This window comes from Dinoroseobacter sp. PD6, from assembly GCF_028807315.1.
In the GTDB taxonomy this organism is placed as follows: Bacteria; Pseudomonadota; Alphaproteobacteria; order Rhodobacterales; family Rhodobacteraceae; genus Dinoroseobacter; species Dinoroseobacter shibae.
The window spans coordinates 189,328-204,814 of record NZ_JARAMN010000006.1 but is presented as its reverse complement, the minus strand read 5'-3'; the positions used below and the strand labels follow the sequence as shown (position 1 = coordinate 204,814).

Here is a 15,487-nt window from a genome sequence, read left to right as displayed (position 1 = left end):
GCTATCCCCGGCCTCGTGAGTGGTGACACTCCACCGCGCTCACATCCCCGCACGCACGGGCTGGAGCGCTGTCTCCGGGTGTCTCCGCACAGAAAATGCGGACCACGGAGGATGGAGGCCTGAAGCACCGGGTGTTCCCGCCTTGTGATCCTGAACGTAGTTAACGGCGTAAACTCGTGCCATCGCGGACTTACGTGACAAGCCCACAACCCCGACAAACCGCCCGCCGCCAAATCCCGCCCTCGCACGGTTGCGTGACAAGGGGGGAGGTCCAACATTCGCCGCATGCGTTACGTATCTCGGCTAAGGGCCGTGTGCGCCCTTGGCGGAGGCGGTCAGGCCCTCAGATGCCGCGCTGCATCCGAGGCCGGCTTGGAGCCCAAACCACCGAATGCTGCAGGTTGTGCCGATGCCTGCAAAGCAGACAAAGCCGCCATTCAGAGAGCTTGGAGGGTATGTCCCGTGATGTATGAAAGCGATCGAAGCATAGTTTGAGTGGCCTGCAAGGAAGTGTGTGCAGGCAGTGTTCATGCTCCGATCACACGATTTCGGGCCGCCATTAGTAAGTACGCCTTGCTGCTGGTTTTCGGGACTTCGGTTTCTCCCTTCGAGAAACTGTTTGTTTTCCCGACCAAGCCAGAAAACACCGCTCTTCTCTACCAGAACCTCATCGCGCTACTCATCACGCTATTTGGCGGATTAGGCTGGGCTCGGAGGTGGCATATGATAGTAGAACAGCGCAGATATACTTTGAAGACTGGTAAGGTGCCCGAGTACCTTCAACAATACGAGAAGGAGGGGTTTGCAATTCAGCAGCCTATTCTCGGTCGGCTTGTTGGATATTTTTCAACCGAGATCGGTACACTTCACCAGATTGTGCACCTCTGGGCGTATCGTGACCTCGCCGATCGGGACGCGCGCCGTGCGCGACTAGGTGCGGATCAGCGTTGGTTGTCCTATCTTGCGAAGGTCCAACCTTTGCAGATCGCGCAAAACAACGAGATTTTGAAACCGGCATCCTTTTGCCCGGATTATCTCAGTGAATCCGATTCATAGCTCCGTGCCCGCCGAAATCCGCAGTGGGCAGCATCAAGGCCATACGGCCGGGCTGGCGCCAGGTTGCCTACAAGTCAATCTAGTCGTTTTGCCAGCCTCGCACGCGCAAGCCTTTGGCGAATATTGCGCTCTTAATCCGCGGCCTTGCCTGTTGATCTTACTCACGACCCCAGGACAGACAGACTGGACAGAGCTTGGTACCGGTCTTGATGTCCGGCGCGATGTACCGGCTTACAACATCTACGAGAATGGCGTGCTGTCACGAACTGTTCCAGACCTCTTGAACGACTGGAGCGACGACCTGGTGACCTTCGCGCTTGGTTTCTCATTTACCTTCGAGCATGCGCTCTTGCGGGCCGGAATCCCTGTTCGCAACATCGCAACCAACACAACGGTCCCAATGTACCAAACAAACCGTGAAACCCGCTCTGCCGGTCCGTTCGCGGGCCCATTGGTGGTCAGCATGCGTCCTATCCCGGCCGCGAAGGTCGCCAAAGCGCACGATATCAGCGCGCAGTTCCCCTGGGCACGTGGCGCTCCAATTCATTCAGGCGATCCAAAGGTGCTTGGCATCGAGGATTTGGATCAGCCCGATTGGGGAGACACCTCGGAAACGCGGGATGGCGGTGTGCCTGTGTTTTGGGCTTGCGGGGTCACGCCTCAGGCTGCGCTGGAAGAGGCGGAACTGTCACTATGCATCACCCACCGCCCCGGGCATATGTTGGTGACCGACTTGCCGGAGCATGACCCGTTTCGGGCTGGCAATCTTCAATAGCGCGACGCAGGACACGGACAGTACGCGCCATCGCCTCTTCCTTGATGTTGGAAAAACCGATCAGCAGTCCGGGCGGGAGTCGCTCCTTGTGTACGTAATCAGACAGCGGACGCGGAAGAAGCCCCAGATCCTTGGCCCGGCGCGCAACCTTTGCATCGTCGTAGCCCTTGGGCAAATAGCCGATCAGATGTAGCCCGGCGTTCAATATCTTGCTCTCCAACAGGTCGGGCATCGACTTGCGCAACACGGCGCTCAGCGCATTTTGGCGGCTCAGATATAGTGTGCGCATCTTGCGGATATGCGCTTCGAATAGTCCGCTGGCCATGAACTCTGCCATGGTGAGTTGGGTGGCCAGGCTGGGCGGACGGGTGATCGCGTCCAACAGGTTCCTGAAGACATCGACATATCGAGTGGGCACCACGAGGTAACCAAGTCCCAGGGACGGGAGAACGGTCTTTGAAAAAGTGCCGAAATAAAACACCCGCCCTTCAGGGTCGAGGCTCTGAAGCGATGGGGCCGGGTGACCTCCGAACCGATACTCGCCGTCATAGTCGTCCTCTAGGATGAACGCCTCTGAGGCATAAGCCCAGTTCAGGAGCTCGATGCGCCGCCGAATCGACATTGTGTGTCCAAGGGGTGCCTGACGTGCCGGAGTGACATACGCGAATTTCGAGTGTGGCGCGCGCTCAATGGCCTCCTCGACGACAAGCCCATGTGCATCGACGGGAACTGGCACCGTTCCAACACGAAAAAGGTCGTAAACCCGTGAGATGCCCGGGTAGCCGGGATCCTCGACCCAGCCGGTATCACCCTGGTTGGCAAGCGCCATCATGATGAGCGTGAGGGCTTGACGTGTTCCGGAAATGATCAGCACCTGTTCGGGTGAGCAGGTCACACCCCTGCTTCCAGACAAATACCTCGAAACCTCCTCACGCAGCTCGATTGACCCTTCCGCCGGGCAACGCGCGATCCCATTCGGCGCCAATTGGCTCAGAATGGGGCGCATGATCCGGATCCACGTCTGCGACGGAAACTCGAACACAGCCGGAATGCCGGGGTTAAACGGGAGCGTGCGACTCGTGCGTTCGCGCTGTTTGGGCAGGTTGTCGTCAAATCGCGCCGCCAGATCAGGCTCAAGCTGGCGCAGATCGTCGGGACGCGCATAGTGAAGCTGCGTTGACCAGGCCAGTTTCTCCGGTAGGAGATCCGCAACGAACGTCCCCGACTTCTCCTCTGACGTGAGATAGCCCTCAGATTTGAGCTGGTCATAGGCGCCAGCCACGGTCGTGCGCGACATCCCAAGCTCTGTGGAAAGCGTGCGCGTCGAGGGCATGCGCACCCCTGCAGCAAGTGTGCCTTCCGAGATGTGGTAGCGCAGAGAGTCGTAGAGTTGCGTGGCCAGTGGTGTATCTGCGCTCGGGTCCAAGTCCAGACCCGGCAAAAGCGCTCCCGATGTCTTTCGTGCCATGATCGCCTCCATCGATTTTATTCTGGCTACTATAGGTGCCCACATTTTGGAAATTTTCGCCAGTCCATAATTTCTCTCTCCCTTCAATCGTCTCGCGACGCCTTTGTCGCGCAACTCAGGGGAGAATTTATGGAATCTTTCATGTCAGCACTTAAAGGGACCGCCGTAGCCCTAGGACTTTCGACCTTCGCATCTGTTCCGGCCACTGCAGAAACGTTCGATAGCACCATCGCCGACACACGGACGCTGGCGGCATTCACGGTCAATGAGGATGCACTGGCGGCTTGGTTGCCAGACACACATGTTTCCGCACCCTACGGAAGTGGGTCGTTCGCAGGTACTAATCTGGTGATGATGTTCATTGACCGGATGCTGCACCAAAACGCAGAAGGAGACCCGAAGAATGGCGGCGCTTACCGGATGATGGCGCTTATAGTTCCGGGCAAAGATGCCGCAACTGGGGAAAAATCGACCTTTATCGCACGTTTATATAGCCCGGGCGAGGGGGCGGGCCCCTATAAGACGGCTGTGCAATCAACCATCCGTCATGACGTCAGTCTGCGCGGCACTGGCACGGAACCGCTTTCTGGCCGCCACGTCTGGCAGGTCGAACAAGGCGGCGGAATGCTTGAAATTTCCTTTGACTATGCAGGCGGCGTGCCCTCGCGAAAGGTTGGGGAGAGTGTCCTTTCAACCCCGTTGGATCCGACAGTGAAACGGATCTACCGCTACGATCAACTTACAGACGTTGTGTTGAGCGGACCCAAAGGCATCGACCGAGTGAACAACGTGACGGTCCGGGTCGAAATTCCTGAGTTGGCGGAGATGTTTGACCGCTCGGAGGCGCTTATCGGCCTCGCGGATCGGCCTTTCTACACCCGCACGACGTGGAAGCCATAAGCCAAAATGCATTCTGGCGGGCTTAAATTGTTGATTCTGGCCCTCGTTGAGAGGCCAGATTGATTTCACACTTCAATCATCGATTAGGGAGAAGACAATGAAACTGAAACACACACTCGCGGCCGTCTGTGCGGCAACGTGCCTGACCACTGCACCAGCGTTTGCGGACGGGCATGGCAACATCCAGGAAATGAAACTCGAAGTGGTGGGCACCTGGGGCTTCCTTGAGAACTGGAAGGTGTTCGAAGAACGCTTCTGGACCGAAGTGATCCCCGAGGCCTCCGGCGGCAAGATCACCGCGAACGCCAAACCCTATACCGAGCTGGGCCTGAAGGGTTACGAGGTCATGGCCGGCGTTCGTAAGGGCGCCTATGATGTGGTGCATGCGCTGACCAGTTATTCCAGCCAGGCCAGCCCTGCGCTGGAAGGCATCGACCTGTCGGGCATCATTCAAGACTGGGACACGTATCGCCAGGCGGTCGAGGCCTATCGCCCGATCATTGAGCGCGAAGTGCGCGAGAAATACAACGCGCAGATCGTCAACATCTATCCGTTTCCGACCCAGCAGCTCTGGTGCAATCTCGGCGACCGGTCGATCACCAATGTCTCTCTGGCCGACCTCGCGGGAAAAAAGATCCGCACCTACAGCCGGACTCAGGGCGACTTCGTAGAAGGCCTGGGCGCCTCGTCGATCACGCTGGCACTGGCGGAGGTGGTGCCAGCACTGGAGAAGGGCGTCGCCGACTGTGGCGTGACTGGCACGATGCCTGCCTATAACGGCAAGTGGTCGCAAGTGGTTACGCACAACGTACGCGTTCGCCTTGGCTTTGCCGCGACCTTCACGGCGATCAATCTCGACACCTGGGAGAGCATGAACGCGGACACCCAGAACCTCATTCTCACCGAGGCTAAAAAATTCGAGGACGAGATTTGGGAGTTCGAGCAGACACTTGACCAGGCGGGTATGGACTGCAACGCACAAGGCCCCTGCGATCGCGGTCAGCCCGGCAACATGACACCGATCGAGCCTGATGCCGAAGATCAGGCTCTTCTGAAGAAGATCGCGGCTGAAACGGTTGTCCCCCGATGGGCCGAACGGTGCGGAAGCGCGTGCGCAGCTGAGTGGAACGCCACAGTCGGCAAGCTGATCGGCATCACCGCACCCACAGACGGCTCGTAATCAGAGACAGGACCGCGGCGGGAACACCTCGCCGCGGTTCCGATTGGCATTAGGGAGGAACGCCATGCTCGACCGTATTCAATCCGGACTGGAAGGCACCGCGCGAGGGGCAGCGATCATCGGCGGAGCCGCCATGTGTGCCGCCGCTTTCATGGTCACGATGGATGTGATTTCGCGCAAGGTCTTTGGTGTGACAATGCGCGGCTCAGACGAGATCACCGGCTATATCTTCGCCGCCTCGACCACTTGGGCCTATGCCTATGCGATGCTGACACGCTCTAACATCCGGATAGACGTGGCCTATGTCGCGCTGAACACGAAGGCACGGGCCTTGCTCGATCTACTCGCGCTCGGCCTTCTGACCCTTTACATCTTCCTGCTGGCCCGCAGCGCCTGGAGCGTGGTCGAGGAAAGCTGGACGTTCAATTACACAGCACAGACACCGCTTGCGACGCCGCTCTGGCTCCCGCAAAGCTTCTGGTTCGCCGGCCTCGCCTTCATGCTGCTGTGCTTAGCGTTTCTCAGTTTGCGATGCCTCTGGTGTCTGGCCAAAGCCGACTGGCAGGGCATCGGCGCCCTCGCGGGGGTGAAAAGCCTCGATCAGGAAATCGAAGAAGAGACCCACGTCTAACGGGCGCTTTGGGGAGGACACAGCCATGCAAACACTTATCTTGATCATTCTCGTTGGCCTCGTCGTTGCCGCCGTTCCGATTGCCGCCGTTCTTGGCATCCTCGGTCTTGCGCTGGATGAGGTCTTTACGAACGGGCGCCGCGCCCTGATGATGGGCGATTTCATCTGGGAGCAGAGCATCGAATACATTCTGGTCGCGGTTCCGATGTTCATCCTGCTGGGGGAAATTATCCTGCGTGCCGGGATAGCCACGCGGATGTACACTGCGGTCGCCAAATGGCTTAGCTGGCTTCCTGGCGGGCTGATGCACGCCAATGTTGGTTCGTGCGCGGTGTTCGCCGCAACATCCGGTTCCAGTGTGGCCACCGTGGCCACAGTTGGCACGGTCGCCTATCCCGAAATCGAGAAGCGGCAATACAATGAGCCGCTGTTTCTGGGAACCCTTGCCGCCGGGGGCACCCTCGGCATCCTGATCCCGCCTTCGATCGCGCTGATCCTTTATGGTCTCCTGACCGATACCTCCGTACCGGAACTGTACCTCGCTGGCGTCATCCCAGGAGCGATGCTGGCCTTGTTTTTCATGCTGGTTGTTATCTTTGCCTGTTTTATGCGGCCCGGGTGGGGGGGATCACCGGTCGAGACGAGTTGGCGCGACAGGCTTGAGGCGTTGCCAGATCTCCTGCCGCCTCTTGTTTTGTTTGCCGTGGTGGTAGGGTCGATCTATACCGGTCTCGCAACGCCGACCGAGGCGGCCTCCATTGGCGTCGTCTGCGCCATCGGTATTGCGGCCTGGTTCAGGGCGCTCAGTGTGCGCATGCTGATCGAAGCGTTCGAGAGCACAATGCGCTCGACTGCAATGGTGATGATAATCATCCTCGCGGCAGTCTTCCTGAACTTCGTTCTCGGATTCATGGGCGTTACGCAAGCGATCATCGACGGGATCGACGCGCTTGGTTGGACGCCGATGCAGACGATGATGGTCATCATCGTGTTCTACCTCCTTCTGGGCATGTTCATGGAAACGCTGTCCATGATGCTCACGACGATCCCGGTGGTCTTTCCCATCGTGGCGCATATGGGATTTGACCCAGTCTGGTTTGGGATCATGATCACCGTTTTGATGGAGGCTGCGCTGATTACGCCACCTATCGGGCTCAATCTCTACGTGGTCCACGGCACACGAACTCGTGGCGGCAAGTTCAACGACGTGAGCTACGGCGCGCTGCCCTTCCTAATTGCCATGCTCGCATTGATCGGCTTCTTACTGACCTTCCCCGATTTGGCCACCTGGCTGCCGAACCAAGTCTACTAATCCCATAAAAGGCCTGACCCATGACGCAAGCTTGTCTCGCCCATCTCCAAGATCCCTCGCCACCGAAACGACCTCTCCCCCCAGGTGCCACGGATTGCCATTCCCACGTCATCGTGCCCGAAGCCGACCATCCATTTGTCGCCAACCGGTCCTACACACCGCCACCCGCAACATTAGCGCAATACAAAGCCCTGCATGCACGCCTCGGGATTGAGCGCGCCGTAATCGTCCAGCCGTCAGTTTATGGCACGGACAACAGCGTGACGCTTGAAGCTATCGCGGGCTATGGTCCCGGATGCCGCGGCATCGCCGTCGTTGACGCCGATGTTTCGATGCAGGACCTTCAGGCGATGAACGCCGCCGGGATTCGTGGCGCTCGGATCAACATGCTCTTTTCCGGGGGGATCGGCCTGGACGATCTAGAACCATTGGCCCGTCGCATCGCCGATCTCGACTGGCACTTCCAGCTCCTGATCGATGGGCCGACCTTAGCCGATCTCGAAGCGCGGCTCGCCAATCTGCCAGTGCCTGTCGTGATCGACCACATGGGTCATATGCAGACCCACGACGGCCTCGACCAACCGGGATTTCGTGCGCTGCGCCGGTTGGTGGTCCGTGGGAACACTTGGGTCAAACTTTCGGGAAACTACCGAATGTCATCGCAAAGGCCACGATTCGAAGACGTCGTGCCTTTTGCCCAAGCGCTGATTTCCGACAATTCCGAACATATGGTGTGGGGCACCGATTGGCCGCATCCTGCCATGCTGGATTTCATGCCCGACGATGGGTCATTAGTTGATGCGTTGGACGCCTACGTCACATCTCAAGATCAGAAACAACGCATTCTGGTGGATAATCCTGCGACACTTTATGGGTTTTGATCGCGTTCCGCGATTAACATCGAGGGCTTTTATCCTTGCAAGTGGAAGAAGAAAGCAACCTTGATCGCGCACAGAAGCGCGTCAAACATGGTAGGCAACAGGATGATGGAGTCCTGGTGATCCGCACAGTCGCCATGCCGGCCGACACAAACCCGGCTGGCGACATTTTCGGTGGCTGGTTGATGTCGCAGATGGACCTGGCCGCCGGAAACATGGCGGGGCGCGTATCGCAGGGTCGTGGGGCGACGGTCGCAGTTGAAGCCATGCAATTCTCGCGTCCTGTCAATGTGGGCGACGAAGTCACTATCTATGCGAGCCTCGTTCGTATGGGGCGCACGTCGATGCGCATACACGTGGATGTCTGGGCCAGACCTCGTTTCAGCAATGCTTCGGTAAAGGTCACCAGTGCGGATTTCGTTTTCGTGGCGCTGGACGAGGATGGAAAGCCGCGCGATATCCCTACGTGAGTACGAGCTTGGCTGAGAGTGTTAATTTGCCTTTGGCTTGGTTACTGCGACAACCATGCGGGCGTTGTCTTCACGTAGATCTGAAAAAGCGCGCCGAGTAAAATTCCAAATCATAGTTCTTTCTGTTGGGAGCAAACTTGATTTGAGTGGACCCGCCCAAAACCCTGTTCGTTCGGACTGCCTGTAGAGTGCTAGGTTGCCGAGCATGGCTGAAAACCTGACTATTGATGGCATCGAATATGTCCCCTGGAGGATTGGACAGACTGTTCCGGCCAACCGAGGTTGTAGCTGCTGGAGCTGAGCAATCCGTGTGCAATCCAAGTCGAAGGTCCGCAACACGCACCAAAGCGGTCTCTTGCGCGGCCTCAGCGAAGTGTCACTTTGTCCGCAGTTCAGACATCCAACACCGCACATACCGAGCACGCGCAGCGAACGTTTCCTTCGAGGGGCCGCAGCGCAGCACCGTGAAGCGGTGGTCAACCGCAGGTCCGGCCCACCCCCTCCCCCCTTCCCCCTCCCCCACCGGCCTGCCATAGAAGGCCCATGTCCGCGTCCCAGCTTTCTCCCGGTCTTGAGGCCTTCCTCACCATGGCGCGCGCGACCGTGGCCGAGTTTCCCGCGCCCTTCGCAGCCCTGGCGGCGGAGGTGGCCATCGTCGTCGAGGACTGGCCGCAGGACTGGATGCTGGACGATCTCGGCATCGACGATCCGCTGGACCTGACGGGGCTCTATGAGGGCATTCCGCTCACCGAGAAGTCGAGTTTCGATCAGCCGATGCAGCCCGACACGGTCTGGCTCTTTCGCGAGCCGATCCTCGCCGAATGGCGGGAGCGGGACGGGGTCAGCCTGCGCGACCTCGTGGCCCATGTCACTGTGCACGAGTTCGCCCATCATTTCGGCTGGTCCGACGACGACATCGCCGCCATCGACCGCTGGTGGGAGTAGCCCCGGCGCGCGTGGCTCCGGGCCGTCAGGCAGGGGCGGGACCGGGCGCCCGTTGCGTCCGGCCCGTTGCGACCGTGCGAAGGTGCCCGACACTTGCCCGACACATGGCAGACAGCTATCCGACACGGGGCCGACCGGGGTCGGGCGGCCTTCCGGCGGGCCTCTCCGGCCCCGCGCGGGGCCTCAGTGGTTGCGGGTCGCCGAGGTGTCGCGCCAGCGGTTCACGATGGGATAGCGCCGGTCGAGCCAGAACGCCCGCTTGGTCAGACGCGCCCCGGGGGCAGACTGGAACCTCTTGTATTCGCTGATGAAAATCAGATGCTCGATCTTCTTGACGGTGTCCAGGTCGAACCCGTCGGCGACCAGTTCGGCCACCGATGCCTCCCGGTCGATCAGCCCTTCGAGGATCGCGTCCAGCACGCCGTAGGGCGGCAGGCTGTCCTCGTCCTTCTGGTCCGCGCGCAACTCCGCCGAGGGGGGCTTTTCGATCACACGATCTGGTATCAGCTCCCCCTCCGGCCCCAACATCCAGGGGCGGTGGGTCTCGTTGCGCCAGCGGCACGTCTCGAACACCCGGGTCTTGTAGAGATCCTTGATAGGGTTGTAACCCCCTGCCATATCACCATAAATCGTGGCATACCCCACGGCGACCTCGGACTTGTTGCCCGTGGTCAGCAGCATCTCGCCGAACTTGTTGCTCAGCGCCATCAAAAGCACGCCCCGCAACCGCGATTGCACATTTTCCTCGGCGATCCCCGACGGTGTCCCGTTGAAAAACGGGGCCAGCACTTCGGTCACGGCCGCCCGCGGACCAGTGATCGGCAGGGTGTCGATCCGGCAGCCGAGGTTGCGGGCTACGGCCTCGGCATCTTCCAGCGACTCCTGCGAGGTGTATTCCGACGGCAGCATGACACAGCGCACGTTTTGCGGACCGATCGCATCCGCCGCGATCGCCGCAACGATCGCACTGTCGATCCCGCCGGAGAGCCCCAGCAGCACCTTGCCGAACCCCGACTTGCGCAGGTAATCGCGCAGGGATTCCACCATGACACGGTAGTCCGCCTCCCACTCGTCGGGGAGCGGGTCCTTGCGCGCGTCCTCGATCCGCCAGCCCTCCGCCGTATGGGTCAGGTCGAGATGGGCGATCACCTCTTCCATCGCGGGCAGTTGCATCGCCAACGCCCCGTGGGTGTTCAGGGCAAAGCTGGCGCCATCGAACATCTGGTCGTCCTGCCCGCCGACCATGTTGAGGTAGATCAGCGGCAAACCGGTCTCGATCACGCGCGCCACCATCAGGTTCAGGCGCGTGTCGTGCTTGCCCCGGTGATAGGGGGAGCCATTGGGCACGAACAGGATCTCGGCTGCGGATTCGGCCAGGGTTTCGGCCACGTCCGGGTACCAGGCATCCTCGCAAATCGGCGTGCCGATGCGCAGAGGGCCGATCCGGTACGGGCCGCTGACGGGTCCGGCGGAGAACAGGCGTTCCTCGTCGAACACGTCGCTATTGGGCAGGTGATGCTTGAGCACCCGCGCCTTGACCGCGCCGCCCTCGAGGATGGCGTAGCTGTTGTAGAGCTTGCCGCCCTGAACCAGCGGGCACCCGATGCCCAGCGCAGGCCCGTCCGCGCAATCCCGGGCCAGCCCCTGCAACACCCGTTCGGCGTCCGCGGCGAAGGCCGGGCGCATGACGAGGTCCTGTGTCTGGTAGCCGGTCAGGAACATCTCCGGCAGCGCCACGAACTGCGCGCCGGCCAACTTGCCCTCCTGCCAGGCTCGCAGGGCCTTCTGAGCGTTCTCGCTCAGCGCCCCCAGGGTCGGGTTCAACTGCCCAAGGGTCAGGCGGAACGTGTCGGACATCAACGGGGCCTCGTATGTCGGAGCGGCTTCTGCGCTCGGTTGTAGCAGGTCTCACGCTGCGGGAAAGGGCAGGCGAACAGGTACGCTTTGCGACCGGATCGCATGGACCGGCTGACGCGCTATTGCCCCGCTTTGTCTCGTGATCTAGCGTTGTGGGCAAAGAAGGCAGGTGTCCGCGAAACCGGCGGCGCCAACCCGGCGAAACCGGTGGCGGAGGGTCAAGATCGTGCAACTCGGAAATGCAGGACGTGTCATGCGAAGCGTGGCTGTGGTCACCCTGTTCGTTGCGGCAGGATCCGCGCAGGCGCAGGACGCGCAGGTGGTCAAGCAATTCGACGATGGCGGCATCTACGAAGGCAGCTTCGTCGACGGGTTGCAGGACGGGGTGGGCACCTACACCCTGCCCAACGGCTATGTCTACACGGGCGAGTGGGAACGGGGCGAGATCAAGGGCCAGGGCGAGGCGCGCTTTCCCAACGGATCGGTCTATGTGGGCACATTCGCCAAGGGCAAACCCGAAGGCCAGGGCCGGATCACCTATGCCGACGGGTCGACCTATGAAGGCACCTGGGTGGACGGCAGACGGACTGGCGCCGGCACGGCCAGCTATGCGGATGGGTCGATCTATGTCGGTGACTTCCTGAACGGACGGCAGCACGGCCAGGGGCGGATGGAAACCGCCAGCGGCTATGTCTATGACGGGGACTGGGCCGATGGGGAAATGACCGGCCGCGCCGTGATCACCTATGCGGATGGCGCGGTCTACGAGGGGGAGGTGGTGAACGGGGTCCGCACCGGCACCGGATCGGTGACGACGCCCGATGGCCTCGCCTATACCGGGTCCTGGCGCAACGGGCAGTTCGACGGCGAAGGTCGGCTGGTCCAGCCCAATGGCGACATCTACGAAGGCACGCTGTCGGAGGGGAAACTGCAGGGATCGGGCGTCATGCTCTATGCCAATGGCTGGCGTTACGAAGGCACGTTCGACCGCGACATGCGCCACGGCCAGGGCGTTTTCGAAGGGCCGGACGGCTACCGCTACGAAGGCACCTGGATCGAAGGGCGCATCGAGGGGGACGGCACGGTCACCTATCCCGACGGCTCGCGCTACGTGGGCAGTTTCGTGGATGAAAAGCCCGAGGGCGTCGGCGAGATCACCTACCCTGACGGGTCGACCTACACCGGCACCTGGGTGGCGGGTGTGATCGAGGGCGAAGGCATCGCGCGCTATGCCAATGGCATCGTCTACGAGGGCGCGTTCCGCAATGCGCTGTCCGATGGCACCGGGACGATTACCTATCCCAACGGATACAGCTATACCGGCTCGTGGGTTGCGGGTGAAAAGCAGGGGCAAGGCACGGCCACCTACCCGGATGGCTCTGTCTACCAGGGCGAATTCGTCGGCGGGGTGCGCGAAGGCGAGGGCGTTGTCGCCCTGGCCGACGGGTTCCGGTACGAAGGCAGCTGGCAGGGCGGCGAGATCAACGGATTCGGGCGCGCGACCTATGCCAATGGCGACGTGTATGAAGGGTTTTTCGAGAACGGAAAACGGGTGGGTCAAGGCACCCTGCGCTATTTCAGCGGACAGGTGGAAACCGGCGAGTGGCGCAACGGCGTTCTGGTCCAGCCCGCGGCGGAACCCGCGCCCGCATCCGAGTAGGTGGCGGTCGCCCGGCGCGTTGAACCCGCCCACCGGGCCCTGAGAGCTAGATCCGCGCCCCGTCCGCAAGCCGCGCCATGAGCGCGTCGCCTTCTTTCAGAATGGTCTTGCGGCGATCCTCTTCCATGCGGTCGAAGGTCCGGTACATCTGCGCCACGCGGGGGTTCTTTTCGAACCGGTCCCGGTGGCGCATCAGGAAATGCCAGTACAAAAGGTTGAACGGGCACGCCCCTTCGCCGGTCTTCTGCTTCACCTTGTAGGCGCAGCCTTTGCAATAATCCGACATCCGGTCGATATAGGCCCCGCTGGAGACATAGGGCTTGGAGCCCAGGAGCCCGCCATCGGCGAACTGGCTCATGCCGATGACATTGGGGGCCTCCACCCATTCATAGGCATCGGCATAGACCGCCAGGTACCATTCATGCACCTGCGCCGGCGCCACCCCGGCCAGCAGCGCGAAATTGCCCGTCACCATCAGCCGCTGGATATGGTGGGCATAGGCCTCGTCCCGGGTCTGGCCAACCGCCTTGGCCACGCAACGCATATCGGTCTCGCCGGTCCAGAAGAAATCCGGCAGGTCCGCGTCATGGCCCAGCGCGTTGCGCGCCGTGTAGTCCGGCCCTTCGCGGAAGTAGATCCCGCGCATGTATTCCCGCCAGCCGATGATCTGGCGGATGAACCCTTCGACCGCGTTGAGCGGCGCGTGGCCCGCGCGCCAGGCGGCCTCCGCCGCGTCGCAGACCTCGCGCCAGTCCAGCAGCCCCGCATTGATGTAGACCGACAGGATCGAGTGATAGAGGAACCGGTTGTCCGCCAGCATCGCGTCCTGGTAGACGCCGAAGCGGGGCAAGGCATGGTCGATGAAATGGGTCATCGCCTCGCGGGCTTGGTGGGGATCCGTGGCGAACCAGAAGGGGCGCAGGGTGCCGAAGTTGTTGCCGAACCGGCTCTCGACCAGGTCGAGCACCTCTTCGACCACCTCGTCCGGGGTGAATTTCAGTGGACCTTCGAACGAGATGTCTTCCGGCGCCGGTTTGCGGTTGTCGTGGTCGAAATTCCACTTGCCGCCCTCGGGTTTGTCCCCGTCCATGAGATAGCCGGTCTCGCGACGCATCTCGCGATAGAAGTATTCCATCCTCAGTTGCTTGCGCCCCTCGGCCCAGGTCTCGAACCGCTCGTGGGAGGCGAGGAAGCGCGTATCCGGCATCTGCAGGACCGGGATCGGGCAATCCTCCAGCGCCGAGATCAGCCGCCACTCGCCGGGCTCGGTCGCGATCACTTCGGTGGCGTCGTGTGCCGCGGCCCGGCGCAGAAGCTCGCCCGGGATCGAACCGCTGTTCTCGGGGTCGTCGAGCCTGGTGTAGGCCACGCGCCAGCCGTCTGCCGCGCGCTCTGCGGCGAACTTGCGCATGGCGGCGAAGATGAAGGCGATTTTCTTGGGGTGATGGGGGACATAGCGGGCCTCGTCGGCGACTTCGGCCATGACGATCACGTCGCGCGCCTTGTCGGCCTCCTGCAGGGCCGCGATGTCCGGCGACAGCTGGTCGCCGAGAACGAGGATCAGGCGCGTCACCAGGGCACCTCCTTGCCGGCCCAGTCGAAAAATCCGCCGGTCTGCGCGGCAGTGACGCCGTCCATGACCCGCACGAGGTTGGCCGCGGCCTCCGCGGGTGCCACGGCGGGGTGTCGTCCGAGGTATTTCGCGGTGAACGGCGTGGCGACCGTGCCGGGATGCAGGGCGATCACCGCCGCCTGCCTGTGGGTGCGGGAAATCTCGATCGCCGCCGTATGGACGATCTGGTTCACCGCAGCCTTGGCGGCCCGGTAACTGTACCAACCGCCGAGCCGGTTGTCGCCGATCGAACCGACCCGCGCCGACAGCACTGCGAAGACGCAGGGGGTATCCTTGGGCAACAGCCGCTGCGCGTGCCGAAGCACCAGTGCCGGCCCCATCGCATTCAGGGCGAACTGATCCAGGAGACCCTGCGGCGAGAGGTCGCGCAGGGACTTTTCCGGTGCCGCCCCGCCGATCTCGAGCGCGCCGGTGGCGACCACGACCCGCGCGAAAGGACCCTCCAGACGGCTCAGATGGGCGTTGACCGAGTCCTCGTCCGTGATGTCGAACCCGTCGACGCTCCGCGACAGGCCATTGATTTCGTGTGTTTTTGTTAGCTCCGCAACCAGCGCGGCACCAATGCCGCCGGAACTGCCGAGCACGAGGGCGCGAGGGGCCATGGCTTCTCTCCTTCACAGGAGGGTGACACTTAGGTCGCAGCGGCAATCTGCCGAGGCTTTTTATTAACCTTTTCGCGGTAGCGTTTTTGCAAGGCTGAGGGAGGCGACATAGAGTGAGTT

At 61.4% G+C, this 15,487-nt stretch carries 14 protein-coding genes; 10 read left to right on the top strand and 4 right to left on the bottom strand.

What is annotated here, in order from left to right:
* The first annotated feature begins 495 nt into the window (after positions 1 to 495).
* On the top strand, positions 496 to 1,056 hold the full coding sequence (locus tag PVW48_RS12455; RefSeq protein WP_274581569.1) for an NIPSNAP family protein: 561 nt from the start codon (positions 496 to 498) through the stop codon (positions 1,054 to 1,056).
* Positions 1,049 to 1,831, top strand: coding sequence for a putative hydro-lyase (locus PVW48_RS12450; RefSeq protein WP_274581587.1), 783 nt, complete (start codon positions 1,049 to 1,051; stop codon positions 1,829 to 1,831). The genes PVW48_RS12455 and PVW48_RS12450 overlap by 8 nt, the downstream gene beginning before the upstream one ends.
* Here the strand turns inward: PVW48_RS12450 and pdxR are convergent.
* Complete coding sequence (gene pdxR, locus PVW48_RS12445) at positions 1,755 to 3,299, bottom strand: MocR-like pyridoxine biosynthesis transcription factor PdxR (RefSeq protein WP_012177287.1); 1,545 nt, start codon at positions 3,297 to 3,299, stop codon at positions 1,755 to 1,757. The two genes, PVW48_RS12450 and pdxR, sit on opposite strands and share 77 nt — an antisense overlap.
* Before the next feature lie 141 nt (positions 3,300 to 3,440).
* On the opposite strand from pdxR, the gene PVW48_RS12440 reads away from it, so the two are divergent.
* The 7 genes from PVW48_RS12440 to PVW48_RS12410 all read left to right on the top strand — a co-directional run bounded on the left by PVW48_RS12440 (position 3,441) and on the right by PVW48_RS12410 (position 9,615).
* Positions 3,441 to 4,199 (top strand): hypothetical protein, encoded by a 759-nt coding sequence (locus tag PVW48_RS12440; RefSeq protein WP_274581568.1) that lies wholly within the window; start codon positions 3,441 to 3,443, stop codon positions 4,197 to 4,199.
* Positions 4,200 to 4,296: 97 nt separating this feature from the next.
* Complete coding sequence (locus PVW48_RS12435) at positions 4,297 to 5,379, top strand: TRAP transporter substrate-binding protein (RefSeq protein ID WP_012177285.1); 1,083 nt, start codon at positions 4,297 to 4,299, stop codon at positions 5,377 to 5,379.
* A gap of 64 nt (positions 5,380 to 5,443) precedes the next feature.
* The gene (locus tag PVW48_RS12430; RefSeq protein WP_012177284.1) at positions 5,444 to 6,010 is read left to right on the top strand and encodes a TRAP transporter small permease subunit; all 567 of its coding nucleotides are present in this window, start codon (positions 5,444 to 5,446) and stop codon (positions 6,008 to 6,010) included.
* A 25-nt stretch (positions 6,011 to 6,035) separates the two neighbouring features.
* Complete coding sequence (locus tag PVW48_RS12425; protein ID WP_274581567.1) at positions 6,036 to 7,322, top strand: TRAP transporter large permease; 1,287 nt, start codon at positions 6,036 to 6,038, stop codon at positions 7,320 to 7,322.
* A gap of 20 nt (positions 7,323 to 7,342) precedes the next feature.
* Positions 7,343 to 8,203 carry an amidohydrolase family protein gene (locus tag PVW48_RS12420; RefSeq protein ID WP_274581566.1) on the top strand — a complete coding sequence of 287 codons (861 nt, stop codon included), beginning with the start codon at positions 7,343 to 7,345 and terminating at the stop codon, positions 8,201 to 8,203.
* Between the two features lie 35 nt (positions 8,204 to 8,238).
* A complete protein-coding gene (locus tag PVW48_RS12415; protein WP_012177281.1) occupies positions 8,239 to 8,670 on the top strand; it encodes an acyl-CoA thioesterase in 432 nt (143 codons plus the stop codon).
* Positions 8,671 to 9,213: 543 nt separating this feature from the next.
* Positions 9,214 to 9,615, top strand: a complete 402-nt coding sequence (locus PVW48_RS12410) for a metallopeptidase family protein (protein ID WP_012177280.1) — start codon at positions 9,214 to 9,216, stop codon at positions 9,613 to 9,615.
* Between the two features lie 183 nt (positions 9,616 to 9,798).
* On the opposite strand, the gene PVW48_RS12405 is transcribed toward PVW48_RS12410, so the two are convergent.
* A complete protein-coding gene (locus tag PVW48_RS12405) occupies positions 9,799 to 11,472 on the bottom strand; it encodes an NAD+ synthase (RefSeq protein ID WP_274581565.1) in 1,674 nt (557 codons plus the stop codon).
* A gap of 253 nt (positions 11,473 to 11,725) precedes the next feature.
* Here PVW48_RS12405 and PVW48_RS12400 point away from each other — a divergent pair, with 253 nt between their 5' ends.
* Positions 11,726 to 13,132, top strand: a complete 1,407-nt coding sequence (locus tag PVW48_RS12400; RefSeq protein WP_274581564.1) for an MORN repeat-containing protein — start codon at positions 11,726 to 11,728, stop codon at positions 13,130 to 13,132.
* Positions 13,133 to 13,178: 46 nt separating this feature from the next.
* Here the strand turns inward: PVW48_RS12400 and PVW48_RS12395 are convergent, their stop codons facing one another.
* Together PVW48_RS12395 and PVW48_RS12390 are read right to left on the bottom strand one after the other, a co-directional pair.
* Positions 13,179 to 14,708, bottom strand: a complete 1,530-nt coding sequence (locus PVW48_RS12395) for a cryptochrome/photolyase family protein (protein WP_274581586.1) — start codon at positions 14,706 to 14,708, stop codon at positions 13,179 to 13,181.
* On the bottom strand, positions 14,702 to 15,367 hold the full coding sequence (locus PVW48_RS12390) for an SDR family oxidoreductase (RefSeq protein WP_274581563.1): 666 nt from the start codon (positions 15,365 to 15,367) through the stop codon (positions 14,702 to 14,704). The genes PVW48_RS12395 and PVW48_RS12390 overlap by 7 nt, the downstream gene beginning before the upstream one ends.
* Between the last annotated feature and the right edge of the window lie 120 nt (positions 15,368 to 15,487).